Genomic DNA, 22,504 nt, shown 5'->3' with positions numbered 1-22,504 from the left:
CAGGATCATGCAGCGGCTGCGATGGCGACCGCAGGCGTCGCCGTCTACGCGTGGAAAGGCGAGACCGAACAGGAATACGAGTGGTGCATCGAACAGCAACTTGGAGCGTTCCGGCAGGGCAGGACGCCCAATCTGCTGCTCGACGACGGAGGCGACCTGACCAAGCTCGTCCACGAAAAGCACCCCGAGCTCTTTGATGGGCCCGACGCGGTTCGAGGCCTGTCGGAGGAGACGACCACGGGCGTGCTGAGGCTGTACGAGATGAGTCGGGCCGGCAGGCTCAAGTGCCCGGCTATCAACGTCAACGATTCGGTCACCAAGTCGAAATTCGACAATCTGTATGGTTGTCGTGAGTCGCTCGGAGACGGAATCAAACGCGCTACCGATGTGATGTTCGCAGGCAAGATCGCCGTGGTCTGTGGTTACGGTGACGTTGGCAAGGGCTGTGCCCAGTCGCTTCGCGGCCTCGGTGCCCGAGTCCTGGTCACCGAAATCGACCCCATCTGCGCACTTCAGGCGGCCATGGAAGGCTTCCAGGTGGTGACCATGGAGCAGGCAGCCCCCATAGGGGATATCTTCGTCACCGCTACCGGGTGCTGCGACGTGGTTAACGGCGCCCACATGCAAGCGATGAAGAATCAAGCAATCCTATGCAACATAGGTCACTTTGATTCCGAGATTCAGATGTCCTACCTGGAAGGGCGCGAGGAGATTCGCGAAGAGAACATCAAGGCTCAGGTCGATCATTTCATCTTTCCGGACGGCAAACGTCTGATCGTGCTGGCGCGAGGCCGCCTGGTGAACCTCGGCTGCGCCACGGGCCATCCGAGCTTTGTTATGAGCAATTCGTTTTCGAACCAGGTTTTGGCACAGATTTCGTTGTGGAAGGAGGCGGGGCGCTACAAGGCCGGTCGCGTCTACACGCTGCCGAAGAAACTCGACGAGGAGGTCGCCAGCTTGCATCTCGAAAAGCTGGGCGTGAGCTTGTCACGCCTAACCGAAGCGCAAGCACGCTACCTTGGCGTTGCTGTGGAAGGCCCCTACAAGCCCGACCACTACCGCTACTAGTACTCGACCCAGTGCTGCTCGATCTCGAGCCCGTGGGGGCTGGGGCTCAAGACCGTGTAGTGGGCAACGGGGCCCTCCGGGGCGTCTCCCACCGATCCGACGTTGACCACGCGTACCGACTCCAGATCACGACGGAAAGGGACGTGCGTCGCGCCGCACACCACCACGTCGGCAGGGTCGTCCGAAAGCATGGCCATCAACTCCGTATCGTCGACGTCGTGACCAATGCCTTGGTAGGGGTCGGCCGGGCAGCCATGCACCATTACCACTTCGCTTCCGTCGATCAGGGGCACACGCAAGGAGGTGGGCATACGCTTCAGTCGTTCGATAACCAGGTCGCCGAGCGCGCGCCGGGCTTGAGCGAAGTGCTCCGCCTTTATGCGTTCTTGAGCAGTGCTCGGGCTCAGATTGTCGGGGTCGATCGTGGCGAGTGCCGCGTCGCTGGCGCCCCGGGTGCAGCGCGCGCCGATCTGCTGCAGACGGCGCCACACCTCGAGCGGCTCACGCCCGCCGAGCAAGTGATCGCCCGCCACAAGCACGTCGGTCACGGCGCGGTCGGCCAGCTCGCTCAACACCGCCTCCAGAGCTGTCAGATTGCCGTGAATATCCGACAGGAAAGCCATTGGCCGGGACGCAGGCACCGACATGCGTGCGATCATACAACGCTCCCACGGCAATCAACGTGGTCGCCTGCGGCTGTCACGGCTTGGGGCATGCACTGCACCGGAATCTGGTGAGCAAAGGTAGGAGAAGGTATGATACCAGCTTGGTTCGGCAATGGTAGCTCAGCTCAAGCCCCCGGTTCGGGCCCGCGGCGCTGCCCTTCATGGGCGGCCCCGACAGGAAACCGTGAGCTCGTGTCTCGAGGAGGCGCTGCTCGCAGGTGCGAAGGTCCTGTCGGAAGGGAGCTGTCGAGGCGGTGAGGGACAAGAAGTCTACTACGGTAGCACCATGATCACTTGTGAGCTCAACGGCCTGCGCCCACACTGGCGGGGCCTTGAGAGCGATGCCGAGCAACAGCGGCTTGTTGCAGCCTTGAGCCGCTCGCTGCGACTGCGGGTTCACGCCATGCGTCTTGCCCGCGCGGAGGCCGCACGGCGGCTGCCTCACCGCGTACTGGGGGCCGCGGAAGTGGAGACGCAGCTGCGTCTCAGTGGCGGTCAGCTGCAGATTGATGTCGACCTCGAGGTCGAGGTCGGCGTATCTTCCGGTCTGAGGAAGTGGTGACCGACGATAACGTCATCCACGTCCGCTTCGGGCCGAGTGGCTCCAGCAAGAGACGCAGCGGCGCACGTGCGTCCCGGGGTCGCGCAAAGACGAGTGATCGCCAGGCGCGGGACCCTGCAGAGGATCTGTACACGGCAGAGGAGGTATCGCGGCTTCTTGCCGTCAGTACATCGAGGCTCCGCTACTGGGATCGTACCGGTTTCATCCGGCGTTCTGCGAGCTGCGGCCGACGGCGCTACTACACCTTTCAGGATCTAATTGGTATTCGCACGGCAAAAGGGCTCGTGGACCACGGCATTCCGTTTCGCGACGTGCGACGTCAGGTGGAATCGCTGCGAGCCCACCTGCCTCGCGTCGCGCGTCCGCTGAGCGATCTGAGGATACTGGTGGACGGTCAAGCCTTGCTGGTGCGGGACCAGGGAACGGTGTTCGAGCCTTCCACCGGGCAGCTGCTGCTTGACTTCGACGTCCAAGCGCTCCGAGACGATGTGGTACGCGTGCTGCGCCCCCAGCGCGCGCAACGCGAAGGCAGGCATTCGGCCTACGATCACTACCTCGAGGGCTGCCGCCTGGACGAGGACCCCGAAGCCTTTGAGCGGGCCGAGCAGGCGTACCGGCGAGCGCTCGAGCTCGATCCAATGCTTGCCAACGCCTACACCAATCTCGGCAACCTGATGTTCCGCAGAGGCATGGTCCACAAGGCCGAGGACCTCTACATGCGCGCGCTCAAGGCCGACCCCAACCAGCCGGAGGCCTTCTACAATCTCGGGTTCTTGCAGTACGACCGCGGCGATTTCCAGGGCGCTGTCCGCAACTTCCGTCGCGCGTTACGTTGCGATCCGGCGTTCGCGGATGCTCGCTTCAACCTCGCGATGGCACTCGATCAGCTCGGCCAACGTGAACAGGCGCAGACGCAGTGGAAGGCTTACATAGAGCTCGATCCCGACAGCCGCTGGGCCGAGATAGCTCGGCGGCATCTGCGCACGCCGACCTGAGGGCTCGTCCCGGCATAACGGGTCGAGGACCGGCCCCTACCTTAGTGATCGTCCCGATTGGGCCCCTCGGGCTCGCCCGAGCCGGCCTTGTTTCGTTCGCTGTGCCCCGGCCTGCTTGGAGCGTCCTGCGGAGCATCGGGCGCTATGGAGTCTATGAGCTCTTGCAGCTGCGCGCGCGTCTCGTTCGCTTCAGCGATACCGTGGCCTGCACCAGCATGAGGCGTACGGAGCCGCAGCTTGTCGGCCCGCTCCGCGTCGGGGTTGTCACTATCGGGCCCGCCGGCCTCGTTCACCGGCGTGCCCTCTCCGGGAGCGAAGGGGGTGTCGGCGCGCGCCGCTCGCACAAGCGCTTCAGGGGTGCGCGCTACCATGGTAACCGTATCGTTCTCCAGCGGCGCTTCCCCTAGCTGGCCGATATCGGGGACCTTCGGAGCCCGTAGTAGGCCGGTGTCGGCGAACAAGGCTTCCTCGTCAGGCGGTGGCGGGTGTGTGGCTCGCTGCAGGCGCTCGATCGCCTCCTTCGCCTCCTCGTCTCCGGCGTCGTGCGCCGCGACCTTGTTCCACGCATCCAAGGCCTCCCAACGGTTCTTCAGGCGGTGCTCCCAGATATGGGCTACGTCCTTGAGCAGGCGAAGCTTCTCCTCGTCGTCTCCGGCGTGCTGCAACCGCTGGTCGATGGCAACCAACAGTTCCTGGTAGCGGCCGGCGCTGCGAAGGCAGCCAAACAGGTGATCCGGAGCTTCATCGTCATCGGGACGGATTTGCAGCAGCTTGGCATAGACGTCGGCCGCTTCCTCGTGGCGCTGCAGGTCCTCTTCCAGCACCCGGGCTCGGCGCCGCAACAACAGTACCGCGGTCTCGGAGTCGATTGCGGCGTCGACGAGGCGCCCCAGATGTACGTCGAGCGCGTCGAGGTGATCGCCAAGCTTGGCTATCTCCTCGAGCTCGTCGAGGGCTTGTTCGTCGTTGGGGAACAGACTCGTGGCGTGTCGCAGGATGTCCAGCGCCTCGTGGGGATCGTCAAGCTCGCTGCGTAGCAGATTGGACGCACGCAACAACAGCTGCACAGCAAAGTCGCCAGCCGACGCCTCGTCGGCCAACGCCCGGTAGGCCTTGACGAGGCCACGACGTGCGGTCTGCCGGAGCTGTTCGGGGCCCTCTTGATCGAAGCGGTGGGCCGCTTCCTCGAGCACGGCAACGAGCTCGGGCGCGCGGGGCGTGAGTTGCACGGCTTCGGCCAGCGATGCGGCGGCCTCCTCGTACGAACCGAGCTTCTGGCAGAGCTCCGCTCCACGCAGCATCAGCTTCTTCTTGGTCTCGCTGTCCTGGGTCTGCTCTGTGCGTCGCGCGTAGACCCTCGACAGTTCCTCGCGTCGGTCGCTCTGTTGCGCGAGCGTCTCGAGGCGCTCCAACAACCCCTCGTCGCCAGGCGCGAGCGAGGTGGCCGTCACCATGCGCTCGAACGCTTCCAGGGCCTTGTTGCTGCTCTCGAGCAACTGGATGTGCCGCAGCAGCAGGGCCAGCCGCTGCTCGTTGCCGGGGGCCGCCTTGGCCAGCCGGTCGTACACTTGGTGCAGCCTCGGCCATGCGCCGGCCGCCGCTGTCAGCCTCTCTACGCGAGCGAGCGCGGCTTCGCTCGAAAGGTCGGCGGCGAGCTCTCGCAATGCGGCCTCGAGCGCCTGCTTCGAATCGCCGAGCTGCTCCTCGTACAGGTCGGCCACCTGCCCCCAACGCCGTGCTTGCTGGGTCGCATCCTGACTCGCTTGTGCGAGCTTGATGTACACTCCCGCCAGGCCCTCGAATCGCTCCCCCGCAAACGCCAGCGCCCGCAGCGACTCCTCCGCGAGCTCGTCGCCGCGGCGCACCAGCGGCACGAGCCTCTTCCAGGCGGCACCCACGTCCTGCAGCTTTTCGTACGCCAGCTCCGCTGCATCGCGCGCCGCCTCGTCGCGCTCTTCGGCTTCGGTCTGTGTATCCGCCAGCCGATCCAGCACCTCGAGCAGGTCCTGCCAGCGCTCAGCTTCCTCGAGCTTGGTCCGCAGGCGTTGCAGGGGGACGGGATCGCTCGGGTCGGCCTTGGCCCACTCCCTGAGGGCGTGAAGACTGGCCTCGCTGTCGGGCTGCTCGTCTTCGTACAGTGCTGCCAATCGCTTGGCCACAGCCAGCTTTTTCGAAGGTTCGTGCAGGGCTTCGAGCTCGTGCGACAAGGCGCGGCCTAGCTGCTCGGTGTCCCCGATCTCCTCGCTCAGCTGTGCCCAGAGCTCCACCGCGGGCAGGAAGTCCGACTGAAGGTCCGTGACGATCTGCGCCAGCACGCCTATGGCGTCGGCCGCGCAGTCCATACGCTGGCCTAGCAGGCGCGCGCGCTCCATCAGCAGGTCACGCTTTTCCTGGGGCTGTTGGGACAGCTCCGCGAGCCTGCGCAGCGCATCTTCGAGCACGACGATGTCGTCAGCTTTCGTCGCCCTTGCTCGCAGCGCCCTGAGCGCCTCATCATCTTCTTGCAGCTCCAGCAGCTCGCGCCACGTGGCCGCGGCTGCGTTCTCGTCACCAAGTCGTTCAGCCAGGACGCGTGCCAGGCGTCGCAGCAGCTCCGTCCTGCTTCGCACCACGGTCTCGGCTCGCGCGCGTGCCTCGAGCAGCTTTGCGAGCTCCGAGAAATCGCCACGCGTGTCGAGCAGCTCGGCCAGCTCGCCGAACACCCCGGCGTCGTGCGGGGCGAGGTCGCAGGCTTGACGCAAGTAGCCGGCGGCGGCCAGCGAGTCGCCGAGCTGGCTCTGGGCAACAAACGCCATGCGCCTCAGCACAGCGACTTGCTCGCTTTCCGCGAGCGCGGCGCGGCGTCGCTCGAGCGATGCGAGCAACCGGTCGTAGCGCCCGTGCTGTTCGTCAAGCGCCTCGAGACGCTCGGCAATAAACATGTCGCCAGGAACGAGGTCTGCGAGCATCGCAAGTGCGTCGGCAGCGTCTTCGGATTCAGCCTGTCCGGTCGCGTCGAGCAGCTCGATCAGCTCACGCAGCAGCCGGGTCCTCGCCTCGGGATCGGCTTCGACCTCGAGAGCGTGCCTGATCAGAGGAATTGCTTCGGCATGTTGTCCGGCCGCAACCAGCGTGGCGCTCAGCGCCTGTCGGGTATCCTGGCTGGGAGCCAGCTCGTTCGCCTTCGCGTACGCGGCCGAGGCCTGGCCGAGATCCTGGCGTTGCTCGCGGTGAAGAGCGCCGATCCGCCCATAGAGCTCGGCTTGCTCGCGTCGCTCCTTCGTTGCCCGAGTCCTGCGTTCCAGCAAAGCCACCAAGTCGTCCCACCGGGCCTGTGCCCGCAGAAGTCGTTCCACCTCGCTGTCGGCTTCAGCGTCCTGAGGTTGCAGTGCGAGCAGCGCATCCCATGCCTCGAGGGCAGCAGCCGAATCGCCCAAGCGCTCTTCACTGAGCACGGCAGCTTGACGCAATCTCGCACGGCGCACGTCAAGTGGCAGATCGGCGTTTGCGGCGGAATCGACCAGCAGTGCCCGCAAGCGCATGTAGTCGCCTTGCTCGGTCAAGTACGCGGCCAGCTGGTCGAATGTTTCGGCGTCGTCTGGCCGCAGCTCGAGTATCCTCGTGCACCGATCCGCGGCGTCCTCCCGGCGGTTTTCCTGCAACAGCTGCCGGAGCTCCGCACGCAGCGTCTCGATCTCGCCCCCTGCGGCAGTCGAGACGGGCTCGGCTCCGGGGCCGGTAAGAGCTTGGGCCGGCTTGCTCGGGGCCACCACGCGCGGGGAGGTGGTCTCCTCGGCGTCTGGTGGGTCGCCGGTTCGGAGCGTCGGTTGCGGCGCGGCCGGTTGTGGAATCTCGGTTCCGCCAGCTGGCGCCTGTAGGGATTCGCCGGCGTTCTGCAGGCGTTCTTCGATTTCCTGCAAGGCTTGTCTTGCCTTCTTGCTTCCCTTGCTCGCCAGGTACTCGAAGCACACCCGAGCGTCCTGGAGTTGGCCGGCTTCCAGATACGCCTGCCCCAGTCGAGCGCGGCGTCGATCCGCTTCACGGCCGCCGGGTTTCACCTGCAGGAAGGCGACCCAGTAGGGAGGCAGCATGGCTTCGTTCTTGTTGCGAACCGCTATCAGCTCCAGCAGGCTCAGCGCCTGCTCATGGCCCGGCGCATAGCTCAGCGCAGTGCTCGCGTATTGTGTCGCCTGCTCGTCGGGCACCCCTCCCGCGATTTCGTAGAACAGCTCGGCGGCTTCTTCCCTGGCCTTGTTCGGCCCGCTCTGCGGTTCGGTATGGGCCTGCGGTTGCATATGGGTAGGGTGTTGCTGAGCGTCGGCCCACTTCAACAGACAGGTGGCCAGCTGGTGCTGTAGCTTGGGGTCGCTCGGCACTTCCTTGAGTGCTTGCCGCAACCCATCAATGGCTGCCTTGGTGTCGTTGAGCTGTTCGTCCTTCATGCGCGCCGCTTCGCCATAAAGGGCTGCCTTGCGGTCTTGATCCTTCTCCGCGCCCGCCTCCCGATCGCACAGGGCCACCGCATCGGGCCAGTCCTGTTGGGCCATCCGGATCTCGCGGGCCTCGTACATGGCTGCCAACATCGTCGGATCCAGCTCGTACGCCCTGGCGTAGTGCTGAAGCGCGAGCTGGTTGGCTCCAGTCTGCAGGCCCAACGCGCCGGCTTGCTTGTATGCCCCCGCTAGCGTGTAATGGGTAAGGGCCAGCGACTGGTCATCGCCACTAGCTTGCTCCAGCAGTCCAGCGAGGAACTCTGCAAGTCTCTTGGGCTGCCCCCCGCTGAGTGCCTGCAGGCGCGCCAACGCCTGCGCGTGTCCCGGGTAGTGTGTCAACGTGCGTCGCAGCAGAGTCTCTGCCCGTTGCGTGTCCTTGAGGTGTGCCAGTGCGATTTCAGCCGCTTCGAACGACGCAGAAGCGGCTTCGCGCGGGTCCTTGCGTCTGGCGGCCCAGCCGTCCATGAGGTTGACCAGCGAGGCAAACTGGCCATGCCGTTCGTAGCTCTGGCGCAGCGCAGCGAAGGCGCCGACGTCGTCCGGATTACTTCGCAGACGAGCCACCAGGTCGTCTGGGCCTTGCTGCTGCTCCACGATCGGGCAGACCTTAGTGGCTGCCGACCGGTGGGGCAAGCGCGAACTGTCCGTGTTTTTTGGTACTCCGCGGGCGACTCGTGCGGGGGCACTCGCCGGCAAAGCGCCTGAAGACCCGACCGCCAGGGCCTGGCCAGGGCCTGAATGGTTACGATACGCAAACTGTATTTTTGTTCAGCCAGGATCGAACGTCGTCATGAACAGCAAGCGAGAAGTGGATCCCATCGAGCGCTTCACACGCGCTTTGGAGCGCGCGAGAGAGACCGAGCTCTTCGACCCGACACGTGCCGCCCTCGCTACCAGCAGCGCCGACGGGCGTCCCGACGTTCGCTTCGTCTTGGTCAAGCTGGTGGACGAGCGTGGTTTCGTCTTCTTCACCAACCTGAATAGCACCAAGGCACATCAGCTCCGAGCCAATCCATACGGCTCGCTCGCATTCCACTGGTCCTCGCTTTCCATGCAAGTGCGGGCCTGCGGAGTCGCGGAGCTCGTGTCTGCCGAGGACAGCGACGCCTATTTTGCCACGCGCCCTCGCGGCAGTCAGCTGGGCGCTTGGGCATCCCACCAGAGCCGGCTGCTGCTGGATCGCGGTCAGCTGGAGGAAAGCGTGCGCGACTACGAGGCTCGCTTTTCGGGCGCCGCGGTTCCTAGGCCGCCGTACTGGGGAGGCTACCGAATAGTCGCGCAACGCGTCGAGTTTTGGCAAGGCCGGCAGGACCGGTTGCACGATCGGGACCTGTACGTTCGCTCCAAGCAGGGATGGACCGTGCAGCAGCTACAACCGTAGACTCGCGCATGTGCGCCTCCGGCGATGCTGCGACGCGCGGTCCTTGCGGGTGAACTGCCAACGTTCCAAACGTCTTTTCGCAGGGCATGCAAGACAACAAGCCGCCACCCATCCGCAAACCACCGCGTATCGAGTTGCCGGGAGAGCGTCCGGCAACGATCATTGTCCACAGGACCAACATATGTTTGATCGCTCGCGCGTTTCTCTCGAACAACGCACGCAGAATGGTGGTGTTTGTTCACCCGCACCCGCTCTGGCCCGAGCAGCTGCAGCCCGTGTGTGATCGAAGCTGCGGTGCACTGTGGGTGCTCAAGCGGGTAGGCGAGCACGTGGGCATCACGCAAGCGCTCGGCAAAAGCACGCACGCTCAGCGCGCCTTGTTCTTGGTGCTGGCTCGCATCGCCCACCAGGGCTCGCGCCTTTCAGCGGTGCGTTGGGCCAAGCAGTACTAGTTTGGTGTCGTACCAGCTCGGCGCCTCGCCCACATGCTCGGCGCCGAGCTGCACATCGAAGCCGGCGCGAATCACCTCTTTACATCCTGGCAGCGTAGGATGTCGGGGCACACGGCACACCTGGTCGTACCTGAGCTTGCATAAGTGCTGAAGCAAACCGTTTATTCACAGTGTCTTTCAATTCATTTGTTCAAGGGAGAATTTTCTTGACTGCCAGAATGAGTTGCTTATTCTGGCGAACTATAGGGTGACGCTCCAACAAGAAGTCCGATTTGTCTCTTTCAAAAGGTTGTGTCGAGTCTCGGGAGCCTGGTAGGTTGAACGGGGACACGTGCGCTGACCGATAGGTAACCGCTAGCATGGAGGAAGTGGGAATGGCCGTTGGAACGGTGAAGTGGTTTAACGATGCCAAGGGATTTGGGTTCATCAAGCAGGAAAACGCATCGGACGTTTTCGTTCACTACAGTCAGATCGTGGGCGATGGATTCAAGACGCTGGAAGAAGGTCAGCTCGTAGAGTTCGAGCTGAAGGAAGGGCCCAAGGGGCTCTTCGCAGAGAACGTCCACAAGACGGCCCAAAACTGACACCCTCGTGGTGGGGTGCTGGGCGGCACCAGGGCTCGAGTCGAGCGCTGTTTTTTGGCGCCTGCTGAGGGAGGGTTCGGTTCGGTGGTGGGGCGCGCGCGGGTTTGTCCTTGAGCCAGCTGCGGCCACCTTTGCTCGCTCGGGCCGGTTGCCCGACCGCTGCGCGGGCTCATCGAATTGAGCATCACCCGATCGGGTTAATGGCAGTTGAGTGCCGAACTCGAGGCTGGTACCTGCCCACAGGAGTCCAGATCGTTCGGCCCTCTTGCCACGGGCCTTTAGGGCGTCTGCGTGTCCGGTTGCAGTTCGCGCAGCAAGGCCTCCACCCGTGCGAGCGCTTGGCCGTACTCGGCCCAGTTGCCTTCCCGCTGCGAACGAATAGCGCGCTCGAAGTGCTGCAGTGCCTGCACGGCCAATGGCTCGCTTTTCAGGATCGCCTTCGACGTGTTCGCGCGTTGCGCAGTGGCGACAGCCTCTCGCGCGGAGGCGGCTTGGGGTGCAGGCGACCTGCCGTCTGGTGGGAAGATAGCGTCCATGGCTGCGCTGAGTGATGGTTCCATCGCGATCTTGTTCTCGTACACCACAATCACGCGTTTCAGTTCCGGTATGCGTCCGCCCGCCGAGCGCAGATAAAGCGGTCGCACGTAGATCAGGGATTCCTCGATGGGAATCACAAGCAGGGTGCCGAACAACGCTTCGGATCCACGCTGATCCCAAAGTGAGATCTGCCTGGAGATGTCGGCATCCTGGTTAATGCGGTTGATGATCTGTTGTGGCCCGAAGACAAGTCGATCCTTGGGGAAGCGATAAACCACCAGATGCCCGAGCTTGTCCCCGTCCGAACGCGCGACCATCCACGCCGCCAGGTTGTCCTTGCTCTTGGGCGTGAAAGGAAGCATGAGAATGAACTCTTCCGATTCTTCGCCAGGGAGTTTCATGATGGTGTAGTAGGGGTGCATTTGCTCGCGGCTCTCCCCGCGAGAAATCAGCGGTACCTCCCACTGATCCTCGCGGTTGTAGAGCAGCGCGGGCTCTCCCATGTGATACACCGTGAACATTTGGGTCTGCAGTTCGAAGATCCTTTCGGGGTAGCGCAGGTGGGATCGGACATCTGCCGGCATTTCGCTCAGGCCTCGGAACGTTTCGGGGAACACCGAGCGCCACATCCGCAGGACCGGGTCCTTGTCGTCGACCGCGTAGAACGTGACCGAACCGTCGTACGCCTCGACCACGACCTTGACCGAATTGCGGATGTAATTGACGCGTTTGGCAGCGGACTTCGCGTAGGGATAGCGATCGCTGGTCGTGTAGGCATCCAGGATCCAGACCAGGGTTCCATCGTGGCGCACCACCATGTAGGGGTCGCTGTCGTAGTCGAGGAAGGGTGCGATCTTGCGAACTCGCTCGTTGATGTTCCGGTAGAGCAGCATGCGGCTGTCGCCGTCGACATCCTGAGACAGCAGCAGCTTCACCGAGCCGATCCGGGAGGCGACGGCTGCACGCATGAGCCAGCTACCGATGGTGATTCCTCCCTTGCCATCGTACTCGGAGTACACATTTCCTTCGCCAGAGGGGTAGTTGAACTCCCTGGTTCGTGTGCCGACGAAGACGTGGTCGTTGGACAGTTCGCCGTAATAGATGGATGGACGCGTCACTGTCACCGATGCTTGCGTTGCACCAGGTGGGATGTCCTTGATCATCAGGACCGGCAGCCCTTCGTTCGTTGCCTCGTTGACTGGACCGAGTGTGAGGCCGTAGCCGTGTGTGAAGGTAAAGCGCTCGTTGATCCATGTGCGGTTGGGAAGGCTCTGAGTCGACAGCTCGCGTGGCGAGAGCATGGTCTGCCGCAGCCGGCCCTCGATTTCGTAGCGATCGTTGTCCACCGACGCGAACTCGTAATAGGTGCGGATCTCTTGGATCTGAGCGAACGTGTCCAGCAGCGGCTGATGATCCCATAGCCGGATATTGGCCACCGTGGGCTCGTTTCGCTCGATGTCCTGCCGGGTCAGCGCGATCTCGCCACTGAGCTCACGCTCGAGGACGTTTTCGAGACCATAGGCGGCGCGAGTGGCCGTGATGTTGTGTTGAAGGTACGGGCTCTCCTTCTCGAATTCGTTGGGAACGACATTGAAGCGGTGCACGAGATAGGGGTAGAGGCCCACGCCCAATACGTGTGTGGCGATGTAGCCCGCAAAAGCCGCCGCAAAGTAGGCCGGGCGCGTCTGCAGGATGGCGTACACGAGGACGCCCCCGGCCAGCAACGCGACGGCAGCCTTTACTCTCAGCGCCGGCAGGCGCGCGTTCACGTCCGCGTAGCTCGCACCGGTCATGGGCCCGAGCTCCGAGTAGAGCAGACCGTATGCGTCCAAGTAGGTGTCACAGGCCAGACCGAGGAAGAAAAGCCCCGCGAGCACAGCGAGATGATGACGGGCTCTGGGATGAACGCTGATTTGCCCGACCGAGCTCGCAATGGCGCCCCGCATCAAGTAGACGGCGCCGGACGTCAGCGCGATGAAGCCCACGGTCCACAGGAACAGCCCCGTCAGCGTCTCGAGCAGCGGGAGTCGGAATAGGTAGAAGCCCACGTCTCGGTCGAAGATGGGGTCCGCGGTTCCGAACTCCATCGCGTGGGAGAACTTCAGCCACAGGTCCCATTTCGCCAGGTTGCTGAGCATCGACACCAGCCCGATGGCGATGCTCATGGGCAGCACGAGCCGCTTGGCCGCCTGCCCCAGATCGACTCGCGGGATGCCATCGGGATCGGTGAGCTTGGCCGAGGTCAGTCCAGCCGAGGCACGCAGAGCGAACTGTAGGTTGGCCAGGAGCAAGGCCAGCGTCACCAGTCCCACCCCCGCGCCCAACCAGGCCTTCGTCGATAGCAGCGTGACGAAGACATCCTCGTGCCCGACCGAACGAAACCACTGGTAGTCGATGTAAAAGTGCGCCAACGCTGGAAGCGAGAACATCAACAACACAAGCAGCAGAATGCCGCCCTGCCAGGCGATGGTGCGGGACGATGGGCGTGGATAGCTGGTGGTCACAACGGCACGCGCTACCACGATTCAGGCTGCGCTCGCAATTAGACGCATGCCTTCAACGGCCGAGGACGCGCCCTTGCGACCCTCAGGCGGCGACGCTACACCGGGCGCAGGGCTCTCTCGGGAGGGGCTCAAGGGGGCTGTCTTCACGGCGATCATCGCAGGCTACGATCGCGGGCTGCAAGCGCAGGGCACCATCGCAGGGTACAATCGCAGGGCACCATCGCAGGGCACCATCGCAGGGCACAATCCATTAGGGTACAGATGCGTCGTCGCATGTTCTTGGGCAAGATTCATCGGGCCGTCATCACGCACGCGGATCTCGACTACGAGGGGAGCCTGACCGTGGATGCCGACCTCATGGACGCGGCCGGTATGCTTGCCCACGAGGAGGTCCACGTGTGGAACATCACACGCGGCTCACGTCTCGCCACCTACCTGCTGCCCGGCCCGCGACAGTCCGGCGTGGTGTGCGTAAACGGGGCTGCGGCGCACCACAACCGACCGGGTGACATGGTGATTCTGGCGGTTTTTGGCGAGCTAACCGAGGAAGAGGCAAGGCGCCACCAACCCCGCGTCGTGCGTGTCGATAGACAGAATCGTCCATGCGGCATCGAGCCCGAGGTGCCTGGTCCCGGCCGGCGCCCTTCGGATTCGCCGGCACCGAGGACGTTGTGATCCCTGGAAACGCCGGGGTGGCGGAATGGCAGACGCAGGCGACTTAAAATCGCCGACCCCAGTGGTGTGCGGGTTCGAGTCCCGCCCCCGGCACTCCGTAACTTGTGTGATACCGGCACGTTGGCGTCGCCTGCAGCCGATGTGTCGGCGCTTGCGTCGGCGACCCCGCCGGTACTGCCCGGTTCCACGCCGCAAGCCGGGCGACTGGAGCGAGCTCTGGAACGGGGTCTTACCCCTCACCAAAAGCCACAAGCTGCCGAAAATGGGCAAAGCGCCGGCGCAGGTCCGTGTTTGATGCGCTGATCAGGCGTTCGGGACCGATTCCCTCCACGCACAGGGAAGCCACGACCGAGCCGTAGACGACGCCGCGCCGCAACAAAGCGGGGCTCACGTCTCCGCGGCTGGCGAGAAAGCCGAGCAGACCTCCAGCGAAGCAGTCGCCGGCTCCCGTCGGGTCCGAGATCTGGTCGAGGGGTAGCGCCGGTGCCGTGAAGATCTCCTCGCGATCGAACAGGAGAGCTCCATGCTCTCCCTTCTTTACGATCACCGCCGAGGGGCCCATTTTTTGCAGGGCGCGGCCTGCCCGAACGAGATTGGGCACGCGAGCCAGCTGTCGAGCTTCCTCGTCGTTGATGACCAACACATGCACGCGCTCGAGCACTCGCTTCAGCTCTGCAGGCTTGCCTTCGATCCAGTAATTCATGGTGTCGGCCACCACCAAGCGCGGTGCGGTCACCTGATCCAAGACCAGCAGCTGCAGGGACGGATCGATGTTGCCCAACATGAGGAAAGGCGTTTGGCGCCACGAGTCCGGGATTTCGGGGCGAAAATCCGCGAAGACGTTGAGGTCCGTGCGCAGCGTGGTGCGAGCGCCGAAATCATCGGAGTAGCGGCCCTCCCAGTGGAAGGTCTTGCCATCGCGCTGCTCGAGTCCCGCCAGATCGACGCCCCGCTCGCTCAGTGTGTGCTTGGCATCCCGAGGAAAATCCCGTCCCACGACGGCTACCAGGCGCACGCCCGTGAACATCGAGCCGGCGAGCGAAGCGTAGGTGGCAGAGCCGCCCAGCACCCGCGGATACACCTGCTGCGCGATGTGGAGCGTGTCGAAGGCGACCGAGCCGACGACGAGCATCGAGGTCATGCGTTACCTTTCGGTCGAGCAAGGAGCGGCCCCAGGTCGGCCAACGTTGCGGGGGGAAGGCCCGCCAAGTCTGTCAAGACGGCATCCTCGAGAGCCTTCGAGGCTGGGCTCTTGGCCGGGTCCGGCAGGCGCGAGGTCAGCTCGGACAGTATTCGCTGTGAGTTGCGTGCGTTCGCTTGCAGCACGGCGAGCACGGCCTCCACGCTGACGGGCGCCTCGGTCTGGTGCCAGCAATCGTAGTCCGTCACCCACGCCATGCTCGCGTAGGGAAGCTGGGCTTCTCTTGCCAGGCGGGCTTCCGGCAGGTTGGTCATGCCCACTACCGCGGCGCCCCAGGCCCGGTAGAGGTGCGACTCTGCGCGTGTCGAAAACTGGGGCCCTTCGATGCACACGTACGTCCCGCCCCGGTGCACGTGCACGCCCACCCGCTCGGCGGACTCGGTGATGGCGTCGGCCAAGGCCGGGTCGATCGGGTCCGCAAGCCCCACGTGAACGACGACGCCGTGATCCTCGAAGAAGGTGTTGGCCCTCTTGGTCGTGCGGTCGAGGAACTGGTCCACGAGCACGAGCTCTCCCGGCCGCAGCTGCTCGTCGAGCGAGCCCACCGCCGACACGCTGACGATTTGTTGAGCGCCGAGCTGCTTGAGGGCGAGGATGTTGGCCCGGTAGTTGATCCGATGCGGCGGCAGGTGATGTTCCCGGCCGTGACGAGGCAGAAACAAAAAGCGCACCTGCCCGAGCCTGGCCTGCACGATGCGGTCGGACGGATTGCCGAACGCGGTGCTGACCTCGATCTCGTCGACGTCAGCCAAGCCTTCCATCCGATACAGGCCGCTGCCTCCGATAACTCCCAAGGTTGCTGGCGACATGGTCTGGCTCACGGGGCGAGGAAGCTAGCACGCCAAGGGCCCGCGAAAGAACAACTTACGCATTTGGGCGAGGACCGCCGTGCTCCAAGGGGCCGCCCAGCGCTGCCCCGCGTCCGGGTCTTACCGGACAGTTCGGACTTTGGTATACTTTCCAGGGTCGCCTTCGCGCTGCCCGTGACATGGTACAATACCTTCCGCCGCGGGAATCGGGCCAACACTGACGATGGGATAAGCTAACACACTGGACGGATGTACAAGCTTGTCATCTCCGATGATGAAGGTCGGACGACCGTGGTGCCGCTGGTGCGTGACGAAATCGCGATCGGCCGAACGGAAGGAAACACCATTCGCCTGACCGAGCGCAACGTCTCGAGGCAGCATGCCGAGCTGCGGCGGTACAACGGCGCCTACCATCTGCGGGATCTACAATCGTACAACGGGGTCTACCTGAACGGCCAGCGGGTGGAGGGCGAGCCGGAGCTTCAGGCCGGCGACAAGTTCTCGATCGGTGACTACGTCCTCGCTATCGAGCTTGACCGGGACACCGACAGTCCTCCTGCCCCCGTGGCGGCAGCGATCCCAACCCAGCCCGCTCAGTTACCGCCGCGCGTGGTGATGATAGGTGGAGCCACGCCGGGTGCCGAGTTCTCGCTGTCGGACGGGGTCTACCGGATGGGCCGCGCCACCAACATGGATATCCAGCTCAACGATCGCACGGTGGCCCGCGAGCACGCCCAGATTCACGGGCAAAACGGAGTGTTCCGTCTCATCGACTCGGGAACACCGCTAACGACCTACCTCAACGGCGCTCCCGTGACCGAGGCGACGCTCGGTCCGGGCGATGTCATCCAGGTCGGGCGCGCCGTGTTGCGGTATGTGCCGGCTGGACTCGATTTCCTCTTCGATCCCGAGGAGGCAGCGCAATACATCATCGATGTCCCCGTCGCGCAACGCCGGCTGGCTCCGGCGGTCTTCGCAAGCGTCGCTCTGGCCTGCCTGGCCGGGGCCATTTGGTTTGCGACTAGCCAGGGAACCACACCCGGGTCCGGCGGGAGCGCCAAGGTCGAACCGGCGCCCGACAATCCGCCGGTGACTCGAGGTGTCACGAGGATCGACAAGCGGGAGAGCGTCGCCGAGTTACGGGCGCGGTGCGAGGCGGCCGTGGCCGCGGGCGACTATGCGCTCGCCGTAAGGCATGCGAAGCGCGCTCTGAAACGGGAGCCTCGCGACCGCGCAGCCAGGGCCTGCAGGGACAGGGCACGCCTTCAGCTCGACGATCAGCAGGCCTACGCCGCCGGCAAGCACGCGCTCGAGCAGGGGGACGCCAAGGGCGCCTACTTGCACTTCTCGCAGCTTTCGCCTGATGGCGCTTTTGCTGCGAAGCCGGAGCTTGCGGAGGCCGCGCGACGGTATGCCGGCGAGCGCCTCGAGCAGCTGCGCCGGATGATCGAGGCCAAGGACACGACGGGGGCGGACGCCGAGTTGCGTGCGGTGCGCAAGCTGTCCGATCTGCCACAGCAGGTACTTCAGGAGCTTGAGACCTTGGAGACGCGGCTTGACGCCTTGAAGCAACCCGCGCCCGCCAAGGTCGTGCGGGCGCCGGCGCCTCGGCGTCGTCGCCCGCGTCGACGAGCCGCAAGGAGCCCACAACCGGCGGCCGTCAAGGAGGTCCGGGCCGCCAATCAGGAGCCAGCGCCGGAAGCCGATCCAGCCGACCTCGACAAGGTCGTCAACGACTGCCTGGTGCGAGGCGATCAAGCCTGTGTGATCCAGGCCCTAGGCAACGGTCAGGCGCGTACCGCGCAGCAGTGGGCGATTCTCATAGAGACCTACAGGGCGGCAGGTCTGATGGACGACGCCCTTAGGGCGATGAAGAGCTATAGCGAGCGTTATCCGGGATCAAGGCGCACCGCGGGGTACTTGCGAATCCTCGAAACCTACTCGGAGAAATAGACCGGTCGCCTGCGCGGCCGGCAGCGTTTTGGCCGAAAAACCGACTTCCAGGGGCCTGAACGGTTACGTCGCCTGTTACACTGGCAGTTCGGCGGTCTCGTGAGTTTGACACGATTAAACGTTACGTGATAGTTCGCCTCCCACGCCGAAGGTCTGGGATGTGAGCGAGAGGTCGAGGGGTCAGTGTAAATGCTGCACCACCTGAGTGGGTGGGTACCGCACTCCTGGATTGGCCGTATTGGGTGTGTCCTTGCACTTGCCCTGACGCCCAGCGTGGATGCCGTCGCTCAGACCGCCGAGCTGACGAGCGGTGGGGGTCTTGACGTGCGCCTGTTCAGACAGCCCATCGACTCCAAGGGCTACCTCGCGCTCAACGGCACCGACGTGCTTGGCCACAAGGACTACAGCTTCGGTCTCATTCTGGACCTCGGCTCGGACATCCTTCCGTATCAGGGCTTCACGTACAATCCGGACGTCTCTATCGGGGGAGGTTTGGCGTCCTCGCCTGAGATGCTCGAGCGTAACAAGCACCTGGTCGCGCGAGCGTTCACCGGAACGCTCAGCTTCAACTACGGTTTGCTCAATCGCTTCGTGCTGGGCGGCCAGCTTCCGATTCAGGTGCTCAGCGGTCCGAAGACCGTGATCCCGAACCTGTACAACGACGTCGCGCTTCCTTCGGGTCTCAACGCTCAGGGCATTGGCGATCTGGTGTTGCACGCCAAGGCACGTCTGTTGCGGGCCGAATACGATCCGCTGGGCGTCGCATTGACGCTGCAGCTGGGGCTGCCAACCGGCAATACGGCGGCGTTCAGCGGGGAGCCGGGGATCTCGGTCTGGCCAAGCCTGGCCGTCGAGTGGATGCCCGTGTCTCGGTTTCGGGTTGGCCTGAACGCGGGCTACCGTTTCAACGCGTCGCCAGGCGCCACGGTCCGGTTGAATGCCCGCTCGGATCCTCTTGCGCTGGTGCCGCCCGTTTCGCCGCCACCACCATACTGCCAGGCGCAGCCCGCGACCGGTGTGGTCACCAACGCCACCTGTCCGTCCCTGCCCATGGGAGGCGACGAGATTCGGTACGACGACCTGATCACGTTCGGCTTGGCCACGAGCCTGCGCATCGGTGGACCGCTCGAGCTTGTTGGGGAAGCCTACGGCGCCCAGGTCATGGGTGCGTTCGGGCAGCGCGGGGGCCTCGGAGTCGAGGCGCTTGGAGGGATAAAGGTCTTCGTGGAGCGCAACAGCTACTTGACCCTGGCCGGGGGGGCCGAGGTCCAGCAGGGCGTCAATACCGCGGAGCTTCGGGCGGTGCTGGGTTTCGTGTTCGAGCCTTCGATCGGCGACCGGGACGGCGATGGCTACAAGGATGACGTCGACCAGTGTCCGGATGAGCCGGAAGATTTCGACGGTTTCGAGGACGCCGAGGGTTGCCCCGATCCGGACAACGACCGAGACGGGCTCCTCGATGTGGACGACGAGTGCCCACTGATCCCCGAGGACCACGACGGCGACGCAGACCACGACGGCTGCCCGGAGGAGTCGCTCGGGGATCGTGACGGCGACGGAATTCTCGATAACGCGGACGAGTGTCCTGATGACCCGGAGGATCGAGACGGCTTCGAGGACGAAAACGGCTGCCCCGATCCGGACAACGACAAGGATGGGATTCTGGACTCCGACGACATGTGCCCGGAGGATCCGGAGGACATCGACCAGTTCGAGGACGACAACGGTTGTCCCGATCTGGATAACGACCAAGATCGGATTCTGGATCGCGACGACGAGTGTCCCAACGATCCCGAAACCTACAACGGGACCGCGGATGAGGACGGCTGCCCGGATGAGGGCTCGGTCATCGTAGAGGAGGATCAAATCGTCGTTCTCGACAAGATCTACTTCGCCACGAACAGCGCCGAAATCTTGCCACGCAGCTTCCCCATCCTCGATGCGGTAGCGGCAACGCTGCAAGGCAACCCGCAGCTGCGCCTGGTGGAGGTTCAGGGCCACGCGGACGAGCGCGCGAGCGATGCGTACAACATCAAGCTGACGCGGGCCCGTGCGGCATCGGTGGTGGACGCCCTGCTGTCACGCAGGATCATGCCCGATCGTTTGCGAAGCGCGGGTTACGGCGAGCGCTGTCCTGTAGATGCCGGCCACGATCCCGCGGCTTGGGAGAAGAACCGGCGCGTGGAGTTCAAGATACTGCGTACCGACATGGGAGAGACGGGTGTTGAGATCGCTTGCCCTGCGGGACGAGACTTGATACCTGAGTAGGCGTGACCCATGTCGCGAGAGCGGTTCATAGAGTTCATCCGGGAGGCCATCATCGGGCTGCCTCATAGCCTCAAGGCGATGCTGAGGATCGTGGAGGACCCCGATGTTCCCGACGATGGCCGCGTGGCAGCGGCCGGCGTATTGCTGCATTGGCTCTCGAGCGCCAATGTGATTCCCGGTGCACGTGGCGTGCTGCAGTACGTCGATGACGTGCTCGTGATGAACCTCGTCCTGGAGCAGCTGCAGCAGACCGCACCCGACGCGATGTCGGCGCACCGGCGGTTCTCGCCGGAGCTGTTTGTCGGGCTCGAGGATCGTCTCAGCGCGAGTCGTTCGTATCTTGGGGAAGCGGTGTTCGTCTTGGAGAAAGCGGCCGCAAGCGCCCACAAGCTCAAGCTCAAGGGGCACACGGCGAGGTCGTGCGCTCTGCACGACGAGGGCAGCACCTGGCTCTACGACGAGATCCAGAGCGCTCTGGTCGATTTCGACGTCGAAGAGGACGAGGTCGTGCGCGCGGTACGAGGTATCGACAGCATTATTATGCCGCTGCGTCAGCGACTATCGAAGTGATCGTAGGGGTAGGTGGCGCCTTGGCAGGATGGCTCGCCGCCTGGCGCAGCGCGGCTTTGAGGGCGTCGAGCTCTGCTGTCCCGTCCAGAACCGGCCGAACGTATTGACCGCGTGTCCATGTGCCGCCGGGGAGCGCGGCTTCGAGCGCATTCGCGAAGGCCGAGCCGGCGAAGGTCGAACCGGCGCCGGCGTCGCACACCCAGCACGCGCGCAAGCCGTAGCTTCCCCCGCGCCAGTGTTCCTGAATGCATAGATGCAGCCGTGCCTCTGCGGCTGCCTGGGGGGTCATCCGCAGCGCAAGCCGCGCGTCGCCGAGGCGCCAAAGCTCGGATGCCAACACCTCGAGACTCACTTCGACCGCGCTTCGCGGTTGTCCAGGCAGCGAGTGGGCGTAACGATCGAGCAGCGCGACGCGATCGGCCAGGGCGGGGGGCAACTGCTTTCGGGTGGCCGACAGCCACAGCGGTGTGGCCAGTGCCCACGACAGCGCGGCCCACTGCGCCTCCCGGTGACCGGACGCATGGAGCGTGGCGGTCAGGGCCATCGCGAGCAGCAAGAGCGCGGCCCCGAGGGGCGTCGTGGCATCAAACCAAGCTGCTCCGCCGAGCACGTCCAGCCAGCGCCCGGCACGGACGCGGTTGCGATCGCCGGCCTCGAGCGGGCGCCACGAGGCGGTCGCGGCCTCGGGTAGGCGCACGAAGCTTCGATCGAGCCCAAGAGCCACGCAAAGGGCCAGCAGCGCCACGCCTGCCCACGGGGCGAAGCCGAAGGCTGCGGGCGACGCTGCAGCCAGCGTCACCGCCAAAAAGCATCGAACCCGCCCGGAGCGCAGCTGCAGCAGGGGACGTCGCCGCAGGCGGCGGCGCAGCACGACAACCCGCACTGTGTGCAGCTTGAGGAGCGTCAGCAGTGCGATTAGCCCCGAGACCCACCATGCTGGCGCCTTGACCTCCAATGCGACCGGGGGAGGTCGGCCGGCTTGATCAACCTGACCGGTCACAGCGCCGCCGCTCGGCACGGCGAAGCGCACCGTCCAGGGCAGCGTACGCGGCAGATGGACCTTGCGCCAACTCAGCAGGGTCAGGGAGGGGAGCTCTCGCCGGCTGACCTGGTCGTGTCCTTCTGGGTAGCGCTCTGCGTAAGAGCCCGCCGGAGCCGCGACCGAAATGCGCACATCGGTCAAGCCGCCTCGCCAGGCAGGGAGCGTCCACTCGTAGCGGGTGTGGTCCCCAGCGACGGAGCCCGCGATAGCGCTCGTGTACATCACCACCACGTGGTAGCGCCCGCGCCAGGGGGCCTGCCGCTTGTTGGGGAAGCTCAAACGCAAGGTGCCGTCACGCATCAGCCTTGCGAGCGGCCGGTACTTGTCTCCCTTGGCCCCCTCGATCCAGGGCGGCTTGAGCGGGTCGAGCAGCAGGCTGCGGTCCAGTCCTGCGATGTCCAGGTGCGTGAGCCAGCCACCACGTACCTGCAACGTGAGCACGAGGACAACCCGCACTCGAGCTGGGCTCAGCAGTTGAACGTGACTCTTGGCGCTGGTGATGTACGCCCTGGTCCAGGCCCGGGCCGGCTGACTCCAGACCGCCACGGCCAGCAGGCACACCAGCACCCATGGCGACCGCGCACCGAGGCCGTTCGCGCCAGCATGGGGGGCGTTGGTCGAGCCATCACGGTCGAGTGATGGAACGGCGGTGTTGAATCCGCAGCGGTGAGTCCGCGGGGGCACTAGGCTTGCAACCTACCAGTTTGGAGGCAGGGAGCCGAGAATTCGACGCGGCGAGCAACCCGAGCCGCGTGGCCGCCCCAAC

Annotated in this window: 16 protein-coding genes and 1 tRNA gene; 11 read left to right on the top strand and 6 right to left on the bottom strand. The window is 64.5% G+C overall.

Features of this window, described 5'->3' with window-relative positions; genetic code table 11:
• The coding region (gene ahcY, locus MJD61_03230; protein MCG8554289.1) for an adenosylhomocysteinase at positions 1-1,068 on the top strand (1,068 nt) is incomplete at its 5' end.
• On the opposite strand, the gene MJD61_03225 is transcribed toward ahcY, so the two are convergent.
• Complete coding sequence (locus tag MJD61_03225) at positions 1,065-1,691, bottom strand: metallophosphatase family protein (GenBank protein ID MCG8554288.1); 627 nt, start codon at positions 1,689-1,691, stop codon at positions 1,065-1,067. The two genes, ahcY and MJD61_03225, sit on opposite strands and share 4 nt — an antisense overlap.
• Before the next feature lie 154 nt (positions 1,692-1,845).
• Here MJD61_03225 and MJD61_03220 point away from each other — a divergent pair, with 154 nt between their 5' ends.
• Entirely contained in the window at positions 1,846-2,295 is a 450-nt protein-coding gene (locus tag MJD61_03220) for a hypothetical protein (protein MCG8554287.1), read from the top strand.
• Positions 2,292-3,290, top strand: a complete 999-nt coding sequence (locus MJD61_03215; GenBank protein MCG8554286.1) for a tetratricopeptide repeat protein — start codon at positions 2,292-2,294, stop codon at positions 3,288-3,290. Before MJD61_03220 ends, MJD61_03215 begins: the two co-directional genes overlap by 4 nt.
• A 41-nt stretch (positions 3,291-3,331) precedes the next feature.
• Here the strand turns inward: MJD61_03215 and MJD61_03210 are convergent, their stop codons facing one another.
• On the bottom strand, positions 3,332-8,356 hold the full coding sequence (locus tag MJD61_03210; GenBank protein MCG8554285.1) for a hypothetical protein: 5,025 nt from the start codon (positions 8,354-8,356) through the stop codon (positions 3,332-3,334).
• A 196-nt stretch (positions 8,357-8,552) separates the two neighbouring features.
• Between MJD61_03210 and pdxH the strand changes: the two genes are divergently transcribed.
• From pdxH to MJD61_03195, 3 genes are all read left to right on the top strand, one after another.
• Complete coding sequence (pdxH, locus tag MJD61_03205; protein MCG8554284.1) at positions 8,553-9,143, top strand: pyridoxamine 5'-phosphate oxidase; 591 nt, start codon at positions 8,553-8,555, stop codon at positions 9,141-9,143.
• Between the two features lie 86 nt (positions 9,144-9,229).
• Positions 9,230-9,595 (top strand): hypothetical protein, encoded by a 366-nt coding sequence (locus MJD61_03200; GenBank protein MCG8554283.1) that lies wholly within the window; start codon positions 9,230-9,232, stop codon positions 9,593-9,595.
• 374 nt (positions 9,596-9,969) lie between these two features.
• Complete coding sequence (locus tag MJD61_03195; GenBank protein ID MCG8554282.1) at positions 9,970-10,179, top strand: cold-shock protein; 210 nt, start codon at positions 9,970-9,972, stop codon at positions 10,177-10,179.
• Between the two features lie 278 nt (positions 10,180-10,457).
• On the opposite strand, the gene MJD61_03190 is transcribed toward MJD61_03195, so the two are convergent.
• Positions 10,458-13,238, bottom strand: coding sequence for a UPF0182 family protein (locus MJD61_03190; protein ID MCG8554281.1), 2,781 nt, complete (start codon positions 13,236-13,238; stop codon positions 10,458-10,460).
• A 243-nt stretch (positions 13,239-13,481) separates the two neighbouring features.
• Between MJD61_03190 and MJD61_03185 the strand changes: the two genes are divergently transcribed.
• Both MJD61_03185 and MJD61_03180 read left to right on the top strand, forming a co-directional pair.
• Positions 13,482-13,895 carry an aspartate 1-decarboxylase gene (locus MJD61_03185; protein ID MCG8554280.1) on the top strand — a complete coding sequence of 138 codons (414 nt, stop codon included), beginning with the start codon at positions 13,482-13,484 and terminating at the stop codon, positions 13,893-13,895.
• A gap of 11 nt (positions 13,896-13,906) precedes the next feature.
• Positions 13,907-13,988, top strand: a tRNA-Leu gene (locus MJD61_03180).
• A 136-nt stretch (positions 13,989-14,124) separates the two neighbouring features.
• Here the strand turns inward: MJD61_03180 and MJD61_03175 are convergent.
• Both MJD61_03175 and mtnP read right to left on the bottom strand, forming a co-directional pair.
• Positions 14,125-15,036, bottom strand: a complete 912-nt coding sequence (locus MJD61_03175) for a PfkB family carbohydrate kinase (protein ID MCG8554279.1) — start codon at positions 15,034-15,036, stop codon at positions 14,125-14,127.
• Positions 15,033-15,905, bottom strand: a complete 873-nt coding sequence (mtnP, locus tag MJD61_03170; protein MCG8554278.1) for an S-methyl-5'-thioadenosine phosphorylase — start codon at positions 15,903-15,905, stop codon at positions 15,033-15,035. The genes MJD61_03175 and mtnP overlap by 4 nt, the downstream gene beginning before the upstream one ends.
• A 249-nt stretch (positions 15,906-16,154) precedes the next feature.
• Here mtnP and MJD61_03165 point away from each other — a divergent pair, with 249 nt between their 5' ends.
• The 3 genes from MJD61_03165 (at position 16,155) to MJD61_03155 (ending at position 20,696) form a co-directional block, all read left to right on the top strand.
• Entirely contained in the window at positions 16,155-17,858 is a 1,704-nt protein-coding gene (locus tag MJD61_03165) for an FHA domain-containing protein (GenBank protein MCG8554277.1), read from the top strand.
• 273 nt (positions 17,859-18,131) lie between these two features.
• Positions 18,132-20,126, top strand: a complete 1,995-nt coding sequence (locus MJD61_03160) for an OmpA family protein (GenBank protein MCG8554276.1) — start codon at positions 18,132-18,134, stop codon at positions 20,124-20,126.
• Between the two features lie 9 nt (positions 20,127-20,135).
• Entirely contained in the window at positions 20,136-20,696 is a 561-nt protein-coding gene (locus MJD61_03155; protein ID MCG8554275.1) for a hypothetical protein, read from the top strand.
• Here the strand turns inward: MJD61_03155 and MJD61_03150 are convergent.
• Complete coding sequence (locus tag MJD61_03150; GenBank protein MCG8554274.1) at positions 20,665-22,422, bottom strand: hypothetical protein; 1,758 nt, start codon at positions 22,420-22,422, stop codon at positions 20,665-20,667. The two genes, MJD61_03155 and MJD61_03150, sit on opposite strands and share 32 nt — an antisense overlap.
• Positions 22,423-22,504: the final 82 nt, after the last annotated feature.

It is taken from the genome of Pseudomonadota bacterium (assembly GCA_022361155.1).
Lineage (GTDB): Bacteria > Myxococcota_A > Polyangia > Polyangiales > JAKSBK01 > JAKSBK01.
Note: the sequence above shows the minus strand (reverse complement) of the source record. Positions and strands in the feature narration are given on the sequence as shown.

Coding starts and splice junctions, on each gene's coding strand:
- MJD61_03225 (MCG8554288.1), bottom strand. CDS start 1,691: ATGGCTTTCCTGTCGGATATTCACGGCAATCTGACAGCTCTGGAGGCG.
- MJD61_03220 (MCG8554287.1), top strand. CDS start 1,846: ATGGTAGCTCAGCTCAAGCCCCCGGTTCGGGCCCGCGGCGCTGCCCTT.
- pdxH (MCG8554284.1), top strand. CDS start 8,553: ATGAACAGCAAGCGAGAAGTGGATCCCATCGAGCGCTTCACACGCGCT.
- MJD61_03200 (MCG8554283.1), top strand. CDS start 9,230: ATGCAAGACAACAAGCCGCCACCCATCCGCAAACCACCGCGTATCGAG.
- MJD61_03195 (MCG8554282.1), top strand. CDS start 9,970: ATGGCCGTTGGAACGGTGAAGTGGTTTAACGATGCCAAGGGATTTGGG.
- MJD61_03185 (MCG8554280.1), top strand. CDS start 13,482: ATGCGTCGTCGCATGTTCTTGGGCAAGATTCATCGGGCCGTCATCACG.
- MJD61_03175 (MCG8554279.1), bottom strand. CDS start 15,036: ATGACCTCGATGCTCGTCGTCGGCTCGGTCGCCTTCGACACGCTCCAC.
- mtnP (MCG8554278.1), bottom strand. CDS start 15,905: ATGTCGCCAGCAACCTTGGGAGTTATCGGAGGCAGCGGCCTGTATCGG.
- MJD61_03165 (MCG8554277.1), top strand. CDS start 16,155: ATGTACAAGCTTGTCATCTCCGATGATGAAGGTCGGACGACCGTGGTG.
- MJD61_03155 (MCG8554275.1), top strand. CDS start 20,136: ATGTCGCGAGAGCGGTTCATAGAGTTCATCCGGGAGGCCATCATCGGG.